The organism is Mesorhizobium sp. M0854 (assembly GCF_040319815.1).
Taxonomy (GTDB): domain Bacteria; phylum Pseudomonadota; class Alphaproteobacteria; order Rhizobiales; family Rhizobiaceae; genus Mesorhizobium.
Genome location: NZ_JAMYOL010000001.1, coordinates 207,510 through 224,622 on the forward strand (window position 1 = coordinate 207,510; position 17,113 = coordinate 224,622).

Below are 17,113 nucleotides of genomic sequence, written 5' to 3' on the forward strand. Positions count from 1 at the left end.
CGCAACATCGAAATACAGGGGCTTTCGGCATGACGCATTCCGATCACCATCATCACGCCCATGGCAGCTGCTGCTCGGCAAAAGGCGCACCCTCTGCCGCGGACGCCGTCGTCCGCGATCCGGTCTGCGGCATGACCGTCGATCCGGCTGTCGGCAAGCCGACGGCCGAGCATGACGGCCATCGCTATCATTTCTGCAGCGAGAGCTGCCGCGCGAAATTCGTCGCCGAGCCGGAAAAATACCTGACCGCTAGCGATCCCGTCTGCGGCATGAGCGTCGATCGCGCCACGGCCAGGCACTTTTTGCGGCACGAGGGCCGGGGCTTCTATTTCTGCTCGGCCGCTTGCCAGGCGAAGTTCGAGGCCGAGCCGGCAAAATATCTCGGCGACAGGCCGGCGCCGCAGCCGATGCCCAAGGGCACGCAATACACCTGCCCGATGCATCCGGAAATCATCCGCGACAAGCCCGGCTCCTGCCCGATCTGCGGCATGGCGCTGGAACCGATGGGCGTGCCGACCGGCGACGAGGGGCCTAACCCGGAACTGGTCGACTTCACCAGGCGCTTTTGGGTGAGCGCGGTGCTGTCCGTGCCGTTGCTGGTCATCGCCATGGCACCGATGCTCGGCCTGACGTTCCAGGCCTTCATCGACGACCGCGCAAAGGTCTGGCTGGAGCTGGCGCTGGCCAGCCCGGTGGTGCTGTGGGCGGCATTCCCGTTCTTCCACCGCGGCTGGGATTCGATCCTCAACCGCAGCCCCAATATGTGGACGCTGATTTCGCTCGGCGTCGGTGCCGCCTATCTCTACAGCGTCGTCGCCACCCTGTTTCCAGGCCTCTTTCCGCACCAGTTCCGCGGCCATGACGGCACCGTGCCGGTCTATTTCGAGGCGGCGGCGGTGATCGTCGCGCTGGTGTTCCTTGGCCAGGTGCTGGAATTGCGCGCCCGCGAGAAAACCGGCTCGGCGATCCGCGCGCTGCTCGACCTGGCGCCGAAGACGGCGCGGCTGATCGGCGCGGACGGTTCCGAAAACGACGTGCCGCTCGATACGGTCAAGGCCGGCGACCGCCTGCGCATCCGCCCCGGTGAGGCCGTGCCGGTCGACGGCATTGTGCTCGAAGGACGCTCTTCCATCGATGAATCGATGATCACAGGCGAGCCGCTGCCGGTCGAAAAGATCGAAGGCGACAACCTCACCGGCGGCACGCTCAACAAGAACGGCTCGCTGGTCATGCGCGCCGAAAAGATCGGCGCCGAAACGACGCTGGCACGCATCGTCGAGCTGGTCGCCAAGGCACAGCGTTCACGCGCGCCGATCCAGGGGTTGGCCGACCGCGTCTCGTTCTACTTCGTCCCGGCCGTCGTGCTGGTCGCGATCATAGCGTTCGTCGCCTGGGCGATCGTCGGACCGGAACCCAGCCTGGTCTTTGCCATCGTCTCGGCGGTCTCGGTGCTGATCATCGCCTGTCCGTGCGCGCTCGGCCTTGCCACGCCAATGTCGATCATGACCGCCACCGGGCGCGGCGCGCATGCCGGCGTGCTGATCAAGGAAGCGGCGGCGCTCGAGCGCTTTGCCTCGGTTGATACGCTGATCGTCGACAAGACGGGAACGCTGACCGAAGGCCGGCCGCGACTGACCGACGTCGTCGGCGTCGAGGGTATGCCGCAGGACGAGCTGCTGGCGCTCGCCGCCGGGCTGGAAAAGGGCTCGGAGCATCCGCTGGCCGAGGCGATCGTCGAAGGCGCCCGCGAACGCGGCGTGAATATTCCCGATGCCGGCGGTTTCGAGGCAGTCACTGGCAAAGGCGTTTCCGGCACGGTCTCGGGGCAGAAGGTGGCGCTCGGCAATGCCGCGATGATGGCCGATCTCGGCATCGACACGGCGTCGGTCCTGGCCAGTGCCGGGGCGCTGCAGGCCGACGGCAAGACCGCGATGTTCGTTGCTGTCGGCACCCGGCTCGCCGGCCTCGTCGCCGTCGCCGACCCGATCAAGGCGACCACCGCCGAGGCGATCAAGGCGCTGCATGACAGCGGGCTGAAGATCGTCATGGCGACCGGCGACAACGAGCGCACGGCGAAAGCCATCGCAGCCAAGCTCGGCATCGACGAGGTGCGTGCCGGGCTTTTGCCCGAGCAGAAGGGTGCGCTGGTCGAGGAATTGCGTGCCGGCGGTGCCGGCGTCGCCATGGCCGGCGACGGCGTCAACGATGCGCCCGCACTCGCCGCCGCCGATGTCGGCATCGCCATGGGCACCGGCGCCGATGTCGCGGTCGAGAGTGCAGGGATCACGCTGGTCAAGGGCGATCTCAACGGCATCGTCCGAGCCCGCACGCTTGCCCAGGGCACGATCCGCAACATCCGCCAGAACCTGTTTTTCGCTTTCCTCTACAACGTGCTTGGCGTGCCGGTCGCCGCCGGCGTGCTCTATCCGCTCACCGGCACGCTGTTGTCGCCGATGATTGCGGCGGCGGCGATGAGCCTATCGTCGGTTTCGGTGATCTCCAACGCGTTGCGGCTCAGAACGTTGAAACTCTGAGTCGACTGCCCAGATAGACCCTGTTCAAAAAAGGAGACGATGAATGACCTTGGCCAAGAAGATCGTGCTGCTGATGATGGCGGCGGGAATGCTGCTTGCCGTTTTCCTCGAAAGCGTTCCGGCGCAAGCCGAGGAGATGAAACACGACATGGGCGCGATGGGCGCGCAGGGCCCTTCGACCGAAGGCTACAAGGCGGCGATGGACAAGATGCACGTCGACATGATGGCGATCGAATATTCCGGCAATGCCGACGTCGATTTCGCCCGCGGCATGATCCCGCATCACCAGGCGGCCATCGACATGGCCAAGATCGAGCTCGCCAATGGCAAGGATCCGGAAATCCGCAAGCTGGCGGAAGCAGTGATCGCCGCGCAGCAAGCCGAGATCAAGCAGATGCAGGACTGGCTCGCCGCCCATCCGGTGAAGTAGGCGTCACGCTGTCGGGGAATCCGGGCGAGAGGCTTCACCTGGATTTCTGCTTCACCTGGATTTGCCTTGGCGACTGTGGTGCTATCCGGGCCTCGGACTGGAGCATGCCATGCCATCGACGATAAGAACGACCACCCTGCCCTGCGGCGAAGCCGTGCCGGTGCTCGGCCAGGGCACCTGGAAGATGGGCGAAGACGGCCGCCGCCGTGGCGACGAGGCCAATGCCCTGAAGCTCGGGCTGGATCTCGGCATGACGCTGATCGACACCGCCGAAATGTATGCCAGCGGCGGTGCCGAGGAGGTGGTGGCGGAGGCCCTCGCCGGTCGCCGCGACGAGGTTTTCCTGGTCTCCAAAGTGCTGCCGTCCAATGCCTCGCGCGCCGGCGTGAAACGGGCATGCGAGAACAGCCTGAGGCATCTCGCCACCGACCGCATCGATCTTTATCTGCTGCATTGGCCGGGCAGTGTGCCTTTGATGGAAACGGTAGAGGCGTTCGAAGCGTTGAAGGCGGCCGGCAAGATCCGCCATTGGGGCGTCAGCAATTTCGATACCGATGAGATGGAAGAGCTGGTTCGGTTGCCGGCCGGCGGCAACGTCCAGACCAACCAGGTGCTCTACAATCTGTCGCAGCGCGGCGTCGAGTTCGACCTCGCCCCGTGGAGCCGGCAACGCGGCATGCCGCTGATGGCCTATTCGCCGGTCGATCAGGGGGTATTGGCACGCAACGCCAGGTTAGATGCCATCGCCGCCCGCCACGGTGCGACGCCGGCGCAGATCGCGCTTACCTGGGTGATGGCGCAGGAGGGCGTGATTGCCATTCCGAAGGCCAGCCGCCCGGAGCATATCCGGCAGAATGTCGCGGCGTTGGACATCGAGCTCACGAGCGAAGATTTCGCCGAAATTGACCGCGCCTTCCCACCACCGAGGCGGAAGTCCGGCTTGGCGATGATTTGAGGGGTGGGGCGGAAGGCAAGCCAAAGCAGCGTTCCGTCACACCCCCCTCTGTCCTGCCGGACAGTCCGGCAGGACAGAGGGGGGTGCCGTAGAGCGCTATCGGACGAGCACTACTTCCCAGCCAGCCCCTTCAGCCGGTACAGCGCTTCCAGCGCCTCCCTTGGAGTCATCTCGTCGGGATTGATCTCCGCTAGCGCCGCGCCCAGCCCGTCACTCTTCGCCGGCTTCGACGCTTCCCGCTGCGCCGCCACGGAAAACAGCGGCAGGTCGTCGACCAGACGGTTGGCCTTGCCCGAGACCTCGCCTGCTTCAAGCTGGTGCAGCACTTCCTTGGCCCGGCCGACGACGGCCTCTGGCAGGCCGGCCAGCCGCGCTACCTGGACGCCGTAGGAACGGTCGGCCGCACCCTTGCCGACCTCGTGCAGGAAGACCACGTCGCCCTCCCATTCCTTGACCCGCATGGTGACGTTGGAGAGCCGCGGCAGTTTTCCGGCCAGCGCCGTCATCTCGTGGAAATGCGTGGCGAAGACCGCCCGGCAGCGGTTTTTCTCGTGCAGATATTCGACCGCCGCCCAGGCGATCGACAGGCCGTCGAAAGTGGCGGTGCCGCGGCCGATCTCATCGAGGATGACCAGTGCGCGTTCGCCTGCCTGGTTGAGGATCGCCGCCGTCTCGACCATCTCGACCATGAAGGTGGAGCGGCCGCGCGCCAGGTCGTCGGAGGCGCCGACCCGCGAAAACAGCCGGTCGACGACGCCGATATGGGCTGATGCCGCCGGCACGAAGGAGCCGGTCTGGGCGAGGATGGCGATCAGCGCGTTTTGCCTGAGGAAGGTCGATTTGCCGCCCATATTGGGGCCAGTCAGCAGCCAGATCGCGCCGGCCTTGGCATCGCCTTGCGGCGACAGATCGCAATCATTGGCGACGAACGGACCTTCGCCGGAACGCCGCAGCGCCTGTTCGACCACCGGGTGGCGTCCGCCCGAAATCTCGAAGGCAAGGCTCGCATCGACCAGCGGCCGGCACCAGCCCTCGCTCTCGGAAAGCAAGGCAAGCGCGGCCGAAACGTCGAGCACGGCGAGCGCTTCGGCGCCGGCGCGGATCGTGTCGGCGTGGCCGACCACTTCTGCCATCAGCGCCTCGAAAGCGGCAAGCTCGATCGCCAGCGCCCGGTCGGCGGCGTTGGCGATCCTGGTTTCCAGCTCGGCGAGTTCGGTGGTGGTGAAGCGCATGGCGTTGGCCATGGTCTGGCGATGGATGAAGCGCGCCCTGGCGCCGTCGCTGCCGGTCATCAGCGCATGGTGGTTGGCGGTGACTTCGATATAATACCCCAGCACATTGTTGTGCCTGATCTTCAGCGAGCGGATGCCGGTCTCGTCGATCAGCGAACGCTCCAGCCCGGCGATCACCTTTCGCGACTCGTCGCGCAGTGCCCGCATCTCGTCGAGTTCGGCGTGGTAGCCGCCGCGGACGAAGCCGCCGTCGCGCTTGAGCAACGGCAGCTCGTCGCTGAGCGCCTGCGCCAGATGCGTCGCCAGTTCATTAGGCAGTGCCTTGATAGCTCCCAACGCCGTGCTCAGTTCGCCCGGCAAGGCGGTTTGGCCGAACAGTTCGGCGATGGCGCCGGCTGCTTCGAAACCGGCGCGCAGCGCGCCGAGGTCGCGCGGGCCGCCGCGGTTGAGCGCCAGCCTGGACAGCGCGCGCGGCATATCGGCAACGCTCTTCAGGCTTGTCCGCACCGCCTGGCAAAGGCGCGTCTCGGAGCGGAAGAACGACACCGAGTCCAGCCTTGCGGCGATTGCCGCCGGATCGGTCAGCGGCGCCATCAGCCGGTCGGCGAGCAGCCTTGCACCGCCGCCGGTCACCGTGCGGTCGATCGCCTTGAACAGCGATCCGTCGCGGCTGCCGGACAGCGTGCGCAGCAGCTCCAAATTGGCGCGCGTCGCCGGGTCGATGAACAGCGTCGAATCCTGCTCCTCGCGCTGCGGCCGCGACAGCGGCGGCCGCTCGGCTTTCTGCGTCTTCTCGACATAGGCGATGACGCCCGAGATTGCCGACAGCTCGGCGCGCGAAAACGAGCCGAAACTGTCCGGCGTTGCCACCTCGAAGAAGCGGGCGATGCGGCCGGCGGCCGAAGCCGAATCGAACAGCGACGGCGGCTGCGGGCTGGCGACGCGGCCGAGCACGTCGAAGACCGGTTTCAGCTCCGGGTCGTAAAACACCGGTTCGGCGACGATCAGCTCGCGCGGATCGACGCGGAAGACATCGGCGAGCAGCCGGTCGGCGGTTGTCTCGGCGACGCGGAAGACACCGGTCGAGATCTCGATCCAGGCTAGGGCGAAACTTCCTTGGTTCCCTGTCGCGCTGCCGCGCTCCCCGCCTCTTGTATCGCTGCTGCCGCCCTTGACCCGTCCCAACGCCATCAGAAAACTCGATTCCGACGGCGCCAGCAGTTTGTCCTCGGTGATGGTGCCGGGGGTGACCAGCCGGACGACGTCGCGGCGCACCACCGATTTGCCGCCGCGCTTCCTGGCCTCGGCCGGATCCTCGATCTGTTCGCAGACGGCGACGCGGAACCCCTGGCCGATCAGCTTTTGCAGATAGTCGTCGGCGGCATGCACCGGCACGCCGCACATCGGGATGTCGAGCCCCTGGTGCTTGCCGCGCTTGGTCAGCACGATGCCGAGTGCCCGGCTCGCCTTCTCGGCATCGTCGAAGAACAGCTCGTAGAAATCGCCCATGCGGTAGAACAGCAGCGAATCCGGGTTCGCCGCCTTGATCTCGATATACTGCTCCATCATCGGCGTCGCCGGCGCGAAGGCCGGCGTGGCGTTGTCGCTTCGAATGGGCGTCTCGTCGTTCAAGAAGCTGCTTCCAAAATTTTCCAAGCCATGCTTGGCGGTTTACAGCGGCGAAGTGTAGCCTTAATCCCGAACCTTCCACAAAAGAAAGCATGCGCACCCATCTCAAGCGGTGCCGTACGGGCGAGGAAACCAAAAGTACCATGGCCAAGAAAACGGAAAGCAACGGGCCCTCCGTCAGCGCCCAGGAGGCGCTGGAATTCCACGCCATGGGCCGTCCGGGCAAGCTGGAGATCGTCGCCACAAAACCGATGGCGACGCAGCGCGATCTCAGCCTTGCCTATTCGCCGGGCGTCGCGGTTCCGGTTCTCGCCATCGCCGAGGACCCGAGCCGCGCCTTCGACTACACGGTTCGCGGCAACATGGTCGCCGTCATCTCCAACGGCACCGCCATCCTCGGCCTCGGCAATCTCGGCGCGCTGGCCTCGAAGCCGGTGATGGAAGGCAAGGCGGTGCTGTTCAAGCGCTTCGCCGATGTCGATTCCATCGACCTTGAGGTCGACACCGAGGATGCCGACGAATTCATCAACTGCGTGCGTTTCCTTGGACCCTCCTTCGGCGGCATCAACCTCGAGGACATCAAGGCACCGGAATGCTTCATTATCGAGCAGCGGCTGCGCGAGCTGATGGACATCCCGGTCTTCCATGACGACCAGCACGGCACCGCCATCATCTCGGCTGCCGGCCTGATCAACGCGCTGGAAATCACCGGCCGCGATATGAAGACCACGAAAATGGTCTGCAACGGCGCCGGTGCTGCCGGCATCGCCTGCATCGAATTGATGAAGGCGATGGGCTTTGCGCCTGAGAATATCATCCTTTGCGACACCAAGGGCGTGGTCTTCCAGGGTCGCACCGAAGGCATGAACCAGTGGAAATCGGCGCACGCCGTGAAAACCGGTGCGCGCTCGCTGGCCGAAGCGCTGGACGGCGCCGACGTGTTCCTCGGCCTCTCGGCCAAGGGCACGCTGACCACCAGGATGGTGCAGTCGATGGCCAAGAACCCGATCATCTTCGCCATGGCCAATCCCGACCCCGAGATCACGCCGGAGGAAGTCGCCGAGATCCGCACCGACGCCATCATGGCGACGGGACGGTCCGACTATCCCAACCAGGTCAACAATGTGCTTGGCTTCCCCTACATCTTCCGCGGCGCGCTGGATGTGCGGGCGACCACCATCAACGACGACATGAAGATCGCCGCGGCCAAAGCGCTCGCCGAACTGGCGCGCCAGGACGTGCCCGACGACGTCGCCGCCGCCTATCAGGGCATGCGGCCGAAATTCGGCCCCAACTACATCATCCCAGTGCCGTTCGACCCGCGCCTGATCTCGGCCATTCCGATTGCGGTGGCCAAAGCGGCGATGGACTCCGGCGTCGCGCGCAAGCCGATCCTCGATCTCGACCGCTACGCGCAGGAGCTTTCCGCCCGCCGCGACCCGATCGCCTCGACGCTGCAGCGCATCTACGACCGGGTGCGCCGCCAGCCCAAGCGCATCGTCTTTGCCGAGGGCGAGGAGGAGCAGGTGATGCGCGCCGCCGTCTCCTATGTGAACCAGCGGCTCGGCACCGCCATCCTGCTCGGCCGCGACGACATCATCAAGGAAAACGCCAGGAACGCCGGCATCGACCTCGGCAAGCAAGGCATCGAGATCATCAATGCGCGGCTGTCGCGGCGCAACTCCGTCTACACCGACTATCTCTACGAGCGCATGCAGCGCAAAGGCTTCCTGTTCCGCGACTGCCAGCGGCTGATCAACAACGACCGCAACCATTTCGCCGCCTGCATGGTGGCGCTGGGCGATGCCGACGGCATCGTCACCGGCGTTACCCGCAACTATTCGACGGCGCTCGACGACATCCGCCGCGTCATCGACGCAAGGCCCGGCCATTGCGTCATCGGCGTGTCGATCGTGCTCGCGCGCGGTCGCACCGTCCTCGTTGCCGACACCGCGGTGCACGACATGCCGGATGCCGTCGAGATCGCCGACATCGCCGAGGAGGCCGCCGGTTTCGCCCGCCGCATGGGCTACGAGCCGAGGCTCGCCATGCTCGCCTATTCGACCTTCGGCCATCCGCAGGGCGAGCGCTCCGAGCGCGTCCAGGAAGCGGTGCGCATCCTCGACAAGCGCCGCGTCGATTTCGAGTATGACGGCGAGATGGCCGCCGACGTGGCGCTCAACGCCCGTGCCATGGCGCAGTACCCGTTCATCAGGCTGACCGGCCCGGCCAACGTGCTGGTCATGCCGGCCTTCCACTCGGCCTCGATCTCGACCAAGATGCTGCAGGAGCTCGGCGGCTCGACCGTCATCGGCCCGCTGCTGGTCGGCCTGAACAAGCCGGTTCAGATCGTCTCGCTGAATGCCAAGGATTCAGACATCGTCAACATGGCGGCGATCGCGGCGTATAGCGCGGGAGCTTGACGAGCGGGGGCAGCAGCAGCGCCTCTCCCTTCTCCCCCTGTGGGAGAAGGTGGCCGAGCGAAGCTCGGTCGGATGAGGGGTGTTCCAGCTTGGCACCGGCAGCACTCCGTCCAGCACCCCTCAACCGTCTCGGCGCTGCGCGCCGATCCACCTTCTCCCACAGGGGAGAAGGAAGAGATGCCGCTACAGCAGCCCCGCCTGCTCGGCCTCGCGGCGCAGATTCTGCCGTGGCCTTGGGCCTATCTGCTGGATGACCAGCCCGGCCGCCAGCGAGCCGAGATCGCCGCACTGCTTCAGGCTGCGGCCTTGCGTGTAGCCATAGAGGAAGCCGGCGGCATAGAGGTCGCCGGCGCCGGTGGTGTCGACCAGCTCGCGGATCCTGGTCGCATTGATGGTCACGGTCTCGTCGCCGCGCACGATGACCGAGCCCTTTTCCGAGCGGGTGACGGCGGCGATCTTGCAGTCCTTGCGGATCCGCGCCAGCGCTTCGTCGAATGACGCGGTCTGGTAGAGCGACTTGATCTCGTGGCTGTTGGCAAAGACGATATCGACGGTGCCGGAGCGCATCAGATCGAGGAATTCGTCGCGGTAGCGATCGACGCAGAACGAGTCCGATAATGTCATCGACACTTCGCGCCCGGCGGCGTGGGCGAGCTTAGCCGTCTGCCTGATCGCCTCCTTGGCGCGCGGCGGGTCCCACAGATAGCCCTCGAAATAGGTGACGGCGGCGCCCGACGCCTTGTCGGCCTCGACGTCCTCCGGGCCGAGCTCGACGCAGGCGCCGAGATAGGTGTTCATCGAGCGCTCGCCGTCCGGCGTGACGAAGATCATCGAGCGCGCCGTCGGTGGCTCGCCGCTGAGCGGCCTGGTGTCGAAGGCGACGCCCTGGGCATGGATGTCGTGCGCATAAATTTCGCCGAGTGCGTCGTTCGAGACCTTGCCGAAGAAAGCGGCGCGGCCGCCGAAGGAGGCGACGCCCGCCGCCGTGTTGCCGGCGCTGCCGCCCGAGGCTTCAATGGCCGGGCCCATGCGGCTGTAGAGCAGTTCGGCGCGCCTCGTGTCGATCAAATTCATCGCGCCCTTGATGATGCCGTTGGTCTCCAGGAACGCCTCGTCGCACTGGGCGATGATGTCGACGATGGCATTCCCTATACAAAGCACGTCATAGTCCGGCATCAATTCATCTCTCCGCCAAAAACCCACCGGCTTTCTGCCACGCCGGGCGCGGGCGGGTCTAGCGGTTTGATGCGGCTTTGCCTAGGCCGCGAGTTATAAATCCGGGCAGAACACAGATGCTTCGTATCGCGCGGTTTGCGCTTGTCTCGCGACCTGTCTCCGCCTATCCCGAAATATCGCCCATGGGCCTCGTTTGACATGGAATTGGAAACGCCGTGATCCTCGACGCCGCCCGTGCCGCCTTGAGCCGGCTGTTCTCGCCCGAATTCCGTTCCGTGTTCCTGAAGACGCTGGCGCTGACCTTGCTGGCGCTGGCGGCGCTTTGGTTCGGGATCAAGAGCCTGTTCGAATGGCTGGCCTGGCCGTGGATCGATGCATGGCTGCCCGCCCTACCCTCCTGGGCCGGATGGCTGGGCGCCGTCGTCGCCGGCATCGGCCTTGCGCTGGGCTTGGCGCTGCTCATCGCGCCGGTGACGGCGATCATCGCCGGCCTGTTCCTCGACGACGTCGCCGAAGTGGTCGAGCGCACGGATTATCCCAACGATCCGCCCGGCCGCGCCGTGCCGGCGTTGCGCTCGCTGGTGCTGGCGATCCGGTTCTTCGGCGTCGTCATCCTCGGCAATATCGTCGCCCTGCTGCTTCTGCTGGTGCCGGGCATCAACATCGCCGCCTTTTTCATCGTCAACGGCTATCTGCTCGGGCGCGAGTTCTTCGAATTCGCCGCCATGCGCTTTCGCCCGGAGGCCGAGGCCAAGGCGCTGCGCAGGAAATATGCCGGCACGGTGTTTCTCGCCGGGCTGCTCATTGCTGCTTTTCTTGCCGTGCCGCTGCTCAACCTTCTGACGCCGCTGTTCGCCGCCGCCATGATGGTGCATCTGCACAAGGCGATCTCGGCACGGGAAGGGAGCTAGCGCAGCAGAAAGCCGCGCCCCAGTTCGTCGTCGTCCTCGACGATAAATTCGGCCCGCCCTGAGTAATAGGCGCGGCCGCCGACGCGGGCGATGATGGCGTCATGCGGCCCGGCCGTGGCCGTGCGTACGACGGCGCCGGAAAAGCGCGAGCCGGCGATGCTCTCGAACAGCCGCGTCCGGCCAATCTCGATTTGCCCCTTGGCGTGCATGGCCGCCAGCCGCGCGGTGACGCCGGAGCCGGTCGGCGAACGGTCGACCTCGGCCTCGGCGAAAACGCAGATGTTTTTGGTCGGCGTATCGGAGAACGCATCCTGTCCGTCGGTCAGGATGGTGCCGTAGAGAAAGGCGAGATCGGCATGGTCGGGATGCAACAGCGGCAATTCGGCCTTCAGCCTGTCAGTCAGCGCGGTCGCCGCATCGACGAAATCGCGCACGCGGTTCCTGCCAAATTCCAGCCCGAACTGGCGGCAGTCGGCCACTGCATAGAAGGCGCCGCCATAGGCGATGTCGAAGCCGACCGGACCATAGCCCGGCAGCTCGATCCGCTGGTCGCCGACGAACAGAAACGCCGGCACGCTTTCGAAGGACACCGCGCCGGCCTTGCCATCCCTTACCTCGACTGCAGCCGAAATCAGCCCGCATGGCGCCTCGATATTGACGGTCGTCAGCGGCTCGCGTGGCCCCACCAGCCGCTCGTCGACGGCGTAGCGGCCGAGCGCGACGATGGCGTGGCCGCACATCGTCGAATAGCCCTCATTGTGCATGAACAGCACGGCGAGATCGGCGCCCGGCAGGTCGGGCTCCACCAGCAGCGCGCCATACATGTCGTAATGGCCGCGCGGCTCGAACATCAGGATCTTTCTGAGATGATCGAGATGGTCGCGCACATACGCACGCTTTTCGAGGATCGTGCCCTTGGGAATATCGGGGTAGCCGCCGGTGACGATCCGCAGCGGCTCGCCGCCGGTGTGCATGTCCACGACCGTGAGGGTCATTTGCCGGGCCCGACCTAGGCGGAAGGTCTGGCAAACAGCGCCTGCAGCTTGCCGAACGGCATGGCGGCGCGGGTGAAGCCGAAGGTGCCATCCTGCTGGATCTCGCGCGCCGCGGTCTCCAGCATGCCGAAGGCGAAATTGGTCAGCCACGGACCGAGCGAGACGCGCTTTACCCCCGCCATCGCCAGGTCGGCGATGGTGAAGCCGGGCCTGGCCATGACGTTGACCGGCTTGGTCAGCGCCGAGCAGACGGTTCGCACCATCTCGATGTCGTCCAGCCCCGGTGCATAGAGCACGTCGGCGCCGGCCTTCTCGAAGGCCTGCAGCCGCTTGATCGTATCGTCGAGGTCGGGCTTGCCCCACAGGAAATTCTCGGCTCGCGCGGTGAAAACGAAATCGCGTTTCAGTGCCCGTGCCGCTTCCGCCGCCGCCGCGACGCGCTCGACGGCATGCGCAAAATCATAGATCGGCTTGTCGGGCTCACCGGTATGGTCCTCGATCGAGCAGCCGGCGAGGCCAGCCGCCTCGGCGGCGAAGATGGTCTCGCCGGCACTTGTTGCGCTGTCGCCCTTGCCCTTTTCGAGATCGGCCGAAACCGGCAGCCCGGTCGCCGCCGACACTTCACGGCAATGATGGATCATCGCCTCGAACGTCACCGCGCCATCGGGCAGGCCGCGCGAAAAGGCAAAGCCGGCGCTGGTCGTGGCCAGCGCCTTGAAGCCGAACGAGGCCAAAAGCTTGGTCGTGCCGACGTCCCAGGAATTGGCCATGACGAAGATCGAGGCATGCAGGTCGCGAAAAATCTTGCCCTTGTCCATGGATGCTCCCCTCCAGTGCAGAATGTGAGGCAAATTCTAGCCCGGCGGCAGGCGCCGGGCAAACAAATGCGGTTGGCTCAGAAGCGTTTGGCGTTGTCATCTGCCAATCGATCCAGCGCGTCGGAATCCTTGACATAGCGCGAAGCATTTTTGTCCCAATGATAGGTGACGGAGATGTCGCGCGAAGACGCCTCTGGCGGCGGCTGGCCGTCGCAGCTTTCTTCTCCCGGCAGCGTCGCGTCGGTCACCGTGACCTTGATGGCTGCATAGGGCTGGCCGTCGGCGATCACCTGGAACGCCGCATTCTGTGTCCTCCTATGAGTGCAGAGGTTTTCGTCGAATGTATAGATCATGTCGATCAGCTCGAAGCTGTCGTTGCGGACCATGACCAGCGGCGTGATCCCATAGCCCTGGCTCGAATTGAAATGCATGCTCATGCTGATGATGGCGTCATCGCCGGGCCCGATCGACAGCTTGCCCGGATCGCGAAAGTAGGTGCTGCGGTCGACGGCAACATTGACCGCGTCGAGCAAGGCCGGCTTGCCGGTGATGTCGTAGAGTGCCAGCACGGCATAACCCTCGGCGCTATCAGGCGAGTCGCCGAGGTCGAGCAGCATCGCCAGCCGGTCCTTGCCGCCGGTCTTGATGTCGAGCACGTCACCGCTGGAAAGACCCGACGTCGCCGGCGGCGAGCCGTCGTAGTCCGGTCCAGCGATGTGGCGCATCTCGATCGGCATCGAACCTCGGAAAAAGCCGTCCTTGTCCGCCGCCAGATCGGGAATGACCATCCTGGCGAGATCGAGATAGGTGACATCGCCGTGGCCGGGGACGGCGCCGCCGAGCTCCGGGAAACTGACGGCCTCCGCGCTGGCCGTCGTCCAAAGACAGGGCAGCAGCAGGCAGGCAAAGATGAAACGAAGCAGGGAGAAGGTCATGCGCGCGCGCTCGTTATCTCGGGCGCGCGCAAGCTAGAGCATTTTGCGACCAAGAGGAAACACCTGGCGTTGCCTCACTATGTTGGCTTGGCTTGGCTCGCCAGGGTCTGCTGGAAAACCGGCACCAGCTGATCCATGGCGGCTGCGAGCCACGCGCCGAGTTCGTCGGGCAGAGTGTCGTGGATCCAGACCAGGCGGCTCCGGCCCTCGCCCTCGGCAAAGACCTGCATGGAGGTATTATCGTGGGTGACCTCGTCGCCGAGCCATCCCCACACGATCCGCCGGCTCTGCTCGTCGCGGGCGATGAGCCGCTCTCGCACAATCTTGCCGTCGGCGAAAGTAAGGGCCCGTACGTCGCCCTCATCCACCCGGCAGTCGACGAAAACGCCTGGGGCTATCCGTTGGGCGCCGCCGGCGAAGTCGCCCACCGTCCCGTCGCATCCTCGATACGGCGACCGCACTGTTTTCTCTGGAGGGGGTCCGTGCAGTCGGGATCGACCGCATCATCGCCGAGGCCGGCGTTGCCAAGGCGACGTTCTATCATCACTTCGCGGCCAAGGACGACCTCGTCCGCGCCTATATCGAGGAGCTCAGCAAGGGAGGACGGGCGGCAATCGCGAGCCTTGGCCGGCCACCTCGCCAGATGATCCTTGCCATATTTGATCTCATCGCCGACGCGGCGGATCAGCCGGGCTACCGCGGCTGCCCGTTTCAGAACGCCGCTGCTGAATATCCGGACCCCAGCAGCCCGGTTCGCCAGGCGATCGATCAGCATCGTCACTGGAAGTGGGGCACCCTCAGGGACTTGCTGATCGCCGACGCAGATCCCGATCCGGACCGCACCGCGGACGCGCTAACGGTGGCGGCCGACGGCCTCCTTGTCGTCAGTCATCTCGACAGGCCGGCCAATCTGCGCAGTCTCATACGCGACACGGTCGACCGAGTACTTGGGGCGCCGCGCCCGGTCTGAGATCGGGCGCGCATGCAGGCTGCGCAAAGGCGATCAGTGGATCGGCACCAGCCCGGCCAGTTCACGCATGTCGTCGAACAGGATGCCGCCGGCTTCGATCAGCCCGTCGCGGTCGGAAAGCGGGTCGCCGTGGTAGGAATAGACGCGCATGCCGGCGGCGATGCCGGCTGCCGTGCCGGCGACGCTGTCCTCGATGACGATGCAGTCGGCGGGTGCGAAGCCCATCGTCGCTGCCGCATGCAGGAAGAGGTCGGGGAACGGCTTACCGCGCGAGACCATGGTCGAGCTGAACAGCGCATGCTCGAACAGCGGCAGCAGCCCGGTCTGACCGAGCGTGATGTGCATTTTCGATACCCGTGCCGACGAGGCGACGCAGGTGGCGATGCCGGCGGCGTGCACGGTTTCGATGAACTCGCGAACGTAGGGGATGGCCTCGACGCCATGCGCAAACAGGTCCGGCAGGCCGGCGTTCCAACGCTCGACGAAATCGGCGCCGAGGCTGACGCCGGTCGCCTCGACTTCCTTCTGCACCGAGACCATGCTGCGGCCGGAGAAATTCTTGCGGCAATATTCGAAGCTGGCCGGAAAGCCGGCCGCGGTCAGCCACTCGGCGAGGCGCCGATTGGCCAGGTTCTCGGTGTCGACCAGAACCCCGTCGCAATCGAAGATGACGAGCTTGGGTATTTTCATCAGGCCGTGCCGGTCGATCCGAAGCCGCCCGAGCCGCGCGCCGTACCGCCAGCCAATGTGCGCTCCTCGACGGTCGCCTGCGTCACCGGGGCGAAGACGATCTGGGCGATCCGCATGCCCCGCGTCACCGCGAAATCCTCGTCGCCGAGATTGATCAGCAGCACCTTGACCTCGCCGCGATAGTCACTGTCGATGGTGCCCGGCGTGTTGAGGCAGGTGAGCCCGTGCTTGAAGGCGAGGCCCGAACGCGGCCGGACCTGGCCTTCGACGCCCTCCGGAATTTCCAGGACCAGCCCGGTCGGCACCAGCGCGCGCTTTCCCGGCAGGATCAAAAGCGGCCTGTCGTCCGGGACGGCGGCGCGCAGGTCCATGCCGGCGGCGCCCGAGCTTTCATAGGCCGGAAGCGGCAAGCCCTCGCCATGCGGCAGCCTGACGAAGCCGACAGCCGGACCGATGACGGAGGTGGGATAAAGTGCTGCGCGCATGAGGCTGATCCTATCGTCGCGAACGCCGGCTCAGTCAACTCGGCGGCAATGCTATCAACGGCTTTCTTTCAGTGCGGTTCCGCCTCAGCGCAGTTCCATCGGAATGACCGTGGTCTCCTTGATCTCCTCCATGACGAAGGAGGCCGAAACGTCGGATAGTGCCACCTTGGCGATCAGCCGTTGATAGAGCCGGTCATACGCCTTCACATCGGCGACGCGGGCGCGCAGGACATAGTCGAGATCGCCGGACATGCGGTAAGCGCCGGTGATCTCGGCAAAGCCGGTCACCGCCGCTCGGAATCTTTGCAGCCAGTCGGGATCGTGGTTGGAGGTGCGGATCAGGATGAACACCGAAAGGCCGAGCCCAAGCTTGTCGGCATCGACCAGCGCCACCCGGCCGGTGATGACGCCGTCCTCCTCCAGCCGCTTCACCCGGCGCCAGCAGGCATTGCGCGACAGCGATATTCTTGCCGAGAGCTGGTCGACGGACAGCGTGCCGTCGCGTTGCAGCTCGGCCAGCAATCTCCGGTCTATTTCGTCGATTTCCGGCGCCATGTGGGATGTTTGTCCCAAAATTCAGCCTTTCACAAGGACAATTTGAGACCGATGAACCGAACACCCATGCCAGTATACTCATCGCCGGCTCTTCATGCCGGCAGGAGGGATCGACATGACCGCACGGCTCGCAAGACTTTTCACCTCTCACCCGGCCGCGGTCGGCGAGAGTTATTTCGGCCATATGGCTTTCGCCGCATGGTTCTCGTCGCGATTGTTCATGGCGGCCTTTGCCGCGCTCGTTCATGCTTTCTTGCCGTTTCTGTTCGAGACCACGGCAAGCGGCATCATCCGTGAGCTCTATGAGCGGACGCACAACAGAGGACGGTAAGCCGTAGAGGTGCCGATCGCGGCGAGGCCGCTGGACAGCGCCGC

16 protein-coding genes are annotated in these 17,113 nt (G+C 65.3%); 7 read left to right on the forward strand and 9 right to left on the reverse strand.

Annotated elements, in window-relative coordinates; translation table 11 throughout:
- Window positions 1-29 precede the first annotated feature (29 nt).
- From NKH99_RS00945 to NKH99_RS00955, 3 genes are all read left to right on the forward strand, one after another.
- Window positions 30-2,534: a heavy metal translocating P-type ATPase gene (locus NKH99_RS00945; RefSeq protein ID WP_353012054.1), complete on the forward strand. Its 2,505-nt coding sequence runs from the start codon at window positions 30-32 to the stop codon at window positions 2,532-2,534.
- Window positions 2,535-2,577: 43 nt separating this feature from the next.
- Window positions 2,578-2,964 (forward strand): CopM family metallochaperone, encoded by a 387-nt coding sequence (copM, locus tag NKH99_RS00950; RefSeq protein WP_353012057.1) that lies wholly within the window; start codon window positions 2,578-2,580, stop codon window positions 2,962-2,964.
- 109 nt (window positions 2,965-3,073) lie between these two features.
- A complete protein-coding gene (locus NKH99_RS00955) occupies window positions 3,074-3,919 on the forward strand; it encodes an aldo/keto reductase (RefSeq protein WP_353012060.1) in 846 nt (281 codons plus the stop codon).
- Between the two features lie 110 nt (window positions 3,920-4,029).
- On the opposite strand, the gene mutS is transcribed toward NKH99_RS00955, so the two are convergent.
- Window positions 4,030-6,720: a DNA mismatch repair protein MutS gene (mutS, locus tag NKH99_RS00960; RefSeq protein WP_353012444.1), complete on the reverse strand. Its 2,691-nt coding sequence runs from the start codon at window positions 6,718-6,720 to the stop codon at window positions 4,030-4,032.
- 203 nt (window positions 6,721-6,923) lie between these two features.
- Between mutS and NKH99_RS00965 the strand changes: the two genes are divergently transcribed.
- Complete coding sequence (locus NKH99_RS00965; RefSeq protein WP_352614475.1) at window positions 6,924-9,203, forward strand: NADP-dependent malic enzyme; 2,280 nt, start codon at window positions 6,924-6,926, stop codon at window positions 9,201-9,203.
- A 183-nt stretch (window positions 9,204-9,386) separates the two neighbouring features.
- On the opposite strand, the gene NKH99_RS00970 is transcribed toward NKH99_RS00965, so the two are convergent.
- Entirely contained in the window at window positions 9,387-10,379 is a 993-nt protein-coding gene (locus tag NKH99_RS00970) for an adenosine kinase (RefSeq protein WP_353012064.1), read from the reverse strand.
- 215 nt (window positions 10,380-10,594) lie between these two features.
- Here NKH99_RS00970 and NKH99_RS00975 point away from each other — a divergent pair, with 215 nt between their 5' ends.
- Window positions 10,595-11,290 (forward strand): sulfate transporter family protein, encoded by a 696-nt coding sequence (locus NKH99_RS00975; protein WP_353012067.1) that lies wholly within the window; start codon window positions 10,595-10,597, stop codon window positions 11,288-11,290.
- Here the strand turns inward: NKH99_RS00975 and NKH99_RS00980 are convergent.
- The 4 genes from NKH99_RS00980 to NKH99_RS00995 form a co-directional block, all read right to left on the reverse strand.
- Entirely contained in the window at window positions 11,287-12,285 is a 999-nt protein-coding gene (locus NKH99_RS00980; protein WP_353012070.1) for a proline racemase family protein, read from the reverse strand. The genes NKH99_RS00975 and NKH99_RS00980 overlap by 4 nt on opposite strands.
- Window positions 12,286-12,299: 14 nt before the next feature.
- On the reverse strand, window positions 12,300-13,103 hold the full coding sequence (locus tag NKH99_RS00985) for an isocitrate lyase/PEP mutase family protein (RefSeq protein ID WP_353012073.1): 804 nt from the start codon (window positions 13,101-13,103) through the stop codon (window positions 12,300-12,302).
- Between the two features lie 77 nt (window positions 13,104-13,180).
- Window positions 13,181-14,038: a hypothetical protein gene (locus tag NKH99_RS00990; RefSeq protein WP_353012076.1), complete on the reverse strand. Its 858-nt coding sequence runs from the start codon at window positions 14,036-14,038 to the stop codon at window positions 13,181-13,183.
- A 77-nt stretch (window positions 14,039-14,115) separates the two neighbouring features.
- Complete coding sequence (locus NKH99_RS00995) at window positions 14,116-14,466, reverse strand: SRPBCC family protein (protein ID WP_352818524.1); 351 nt, start codon at window positions 14,464-14,466, stop codon at window positions 14,116-14,118.
- Window positions 14,467-14,477: 11 nt separating this feature from the next.
- Between NKH99_RS00995 and NKH99_RS32715 the strand changes: the two genes are divergently transcribed.
- Window positions 14,478-15,008: a TetR/AcrR family transcriptional regulator gene (locus NKH99_RS32715; protein WP_502899991.1), complete on the forward strand. Its 531-nt coding sequence runs from the start codon at window positions 14,478-14,480 to the stop codon at window positions 15,006-15,008.
- A gap of 33 nt (window positions 15,009-15,041) precedes the next feature.
- Here the strand turns inward: NKH99_RS32715 and NKH99_RS01010 are convergent, their stop codons facing one another.
- The 3 genes from NKH99_RS01010 to NKH99_RS01020 all read right to left on the reverse strand — a co-directional run bounded on the left by NKH99_RS01010 (window position 15,042) and on the right by NKH99_RS01020 (window position 16,738).
- A complete protein-coding gene (locus NKH99_RS01010) occupies window positions 15,042-15,698 on the reverse strand; it encodes an HAD family hydrolase (RefSeq protein WP_352458656.1) in 657 nt (218 codons plus the stop codon).
- Window positions 15,698-16,183 (reverse strand): dUTP diphosphatase, encoded by a 486-nt coding sequence (gene dut / locus NKH99_RS01015; RefSeq protein ID WP_352448498.1) that lies wholly within the window; start codon window positions 16,181-16,183, stop codon window positions 15,698-15,700. The genes NKH99_RS01010 and dut overlap by 1 nt, the downstream gene beginning before the upstream one ends.
- 84 nt (window positions 16,184-16,267) lie before the next feature.
- Complete coding sequence (locus NKH99_RS01020) at window positions 16,268-16,738, reverse strand: Lrp/AsnC family transcriptional regulator (RefSeq protein ID WP_353012082.1); 471 nt, start codon at window positions 16,736-16,738, stop codon at window positions 16,268-16,270.
- 115 nt (window positions 16,739-16,853) lie between these two features.
- Between NKH99_RS01020 and NKH99_RS01025 the strand changes: the two genes are divergently transcribed.
- Window positions 16,854-17,069 (forward strand): DUF6356 family protein, encoded by a 216-nt coding sequence (locus NKH99_RS01025; RefSeq protein WP_352469961.1) that lies wholly within the window; start codon window positions 16,854-16,856, stop codon window positions 17,067-17,069.
- Window positions 17,070-17,113: the final 44 nt, after the last annotated feature.

Bases quoted from the DNA above. Each gene is read 5' to 3' on its own strand.
- NKH99_RS00990 (WP_353012076.1), bottom strand. From the start codon at position 14,038: ATGACCTTCTCCCTGCTTCGTTTCATCTTTGCCTGCCTGCTGCTGCCC.
- NKH99_RS01010 (WP_352458656.1), bottom strand. From the start codon at position 15,698: ATGAAAATACCCAAGCTCGTCATCTTCGATTGCGACGGGGTTCTGGTC.
- NKH99_RS00955 (WP_353012060.1), top strand. From the start codon at position 3,074: ATGCCATCGACGATAAGAACGACCACCCTGCCCTGCGGCGAAGCCGTG.
- copM (WP_353012057.1), top strand. From the start codon at position 2,578: ATGACCTTGGCCAAGAAGATCGTGCTGCTGATGATGGCGGCGGGAATG.
- dut (WP_352448498.1), bottom strand. From the start codon at position 16,183: ATGCGCGCAGCACTTTATCCCACCTCCGTCATCGGTCCGGCTGTCGGC.
- NKH99_RS00985 (WP_353012073.1), bottom strand. From the start codon at position 13,103: ATGGACAAGGGCAAGATTTTTCGCGACCTGCATGCCTCGATCTTCGTC.
- NKH99_RS00980 (WP_353012070.1), bottom strand. From the start codon at position 12,285: ATGACCCTCACGGTCGTGGACATGCACACCGGCGGCGAGCCGCTGCGG.
- NKH99_RS00965 (WP_352614475.1), top strand. From the start codon at position 6,924: ATGGCCAAGAAAACGGAAAGCAACGGGCCCTCCGTCAGCGCCCAGGAG.
- mutS (WP_353012444.1), bottom strand. From the start codon at position 6,720: ATGATGGAGCAGTATATCGAGATCAAGGCGGCGAACCCGGATTCGCTG.
- NKH99_RS01020 (WP_353012082.1), bottom strand. From the start codon at position 16,738: ATGGCGCCGGAAATCGACGAAATAGACCGGAGATTGCTGGCCGAGCTG.
- NKH99_RS00945 (WP_353012054.1), top strand. From the start codon at position 30: ATGACGCATTCCGATCACCATCATCACGCCCATGGCAGCTGCTGCTCG.
- NKH99_RS01025 (WP_352469961.1), top strand. From the start codon at position 16,854: ATGACCGCACGGCTCGCAAGACTTTTCACCTCTCACCCGGCCGCGGTC.
- NKH99_RS00970 (WP_353012064.1), bottom strand. From the start codon at position 10,379: ATGCCGGACTATGACGTGCTTTGTATAGGGAATGCCATCGTCGACATC.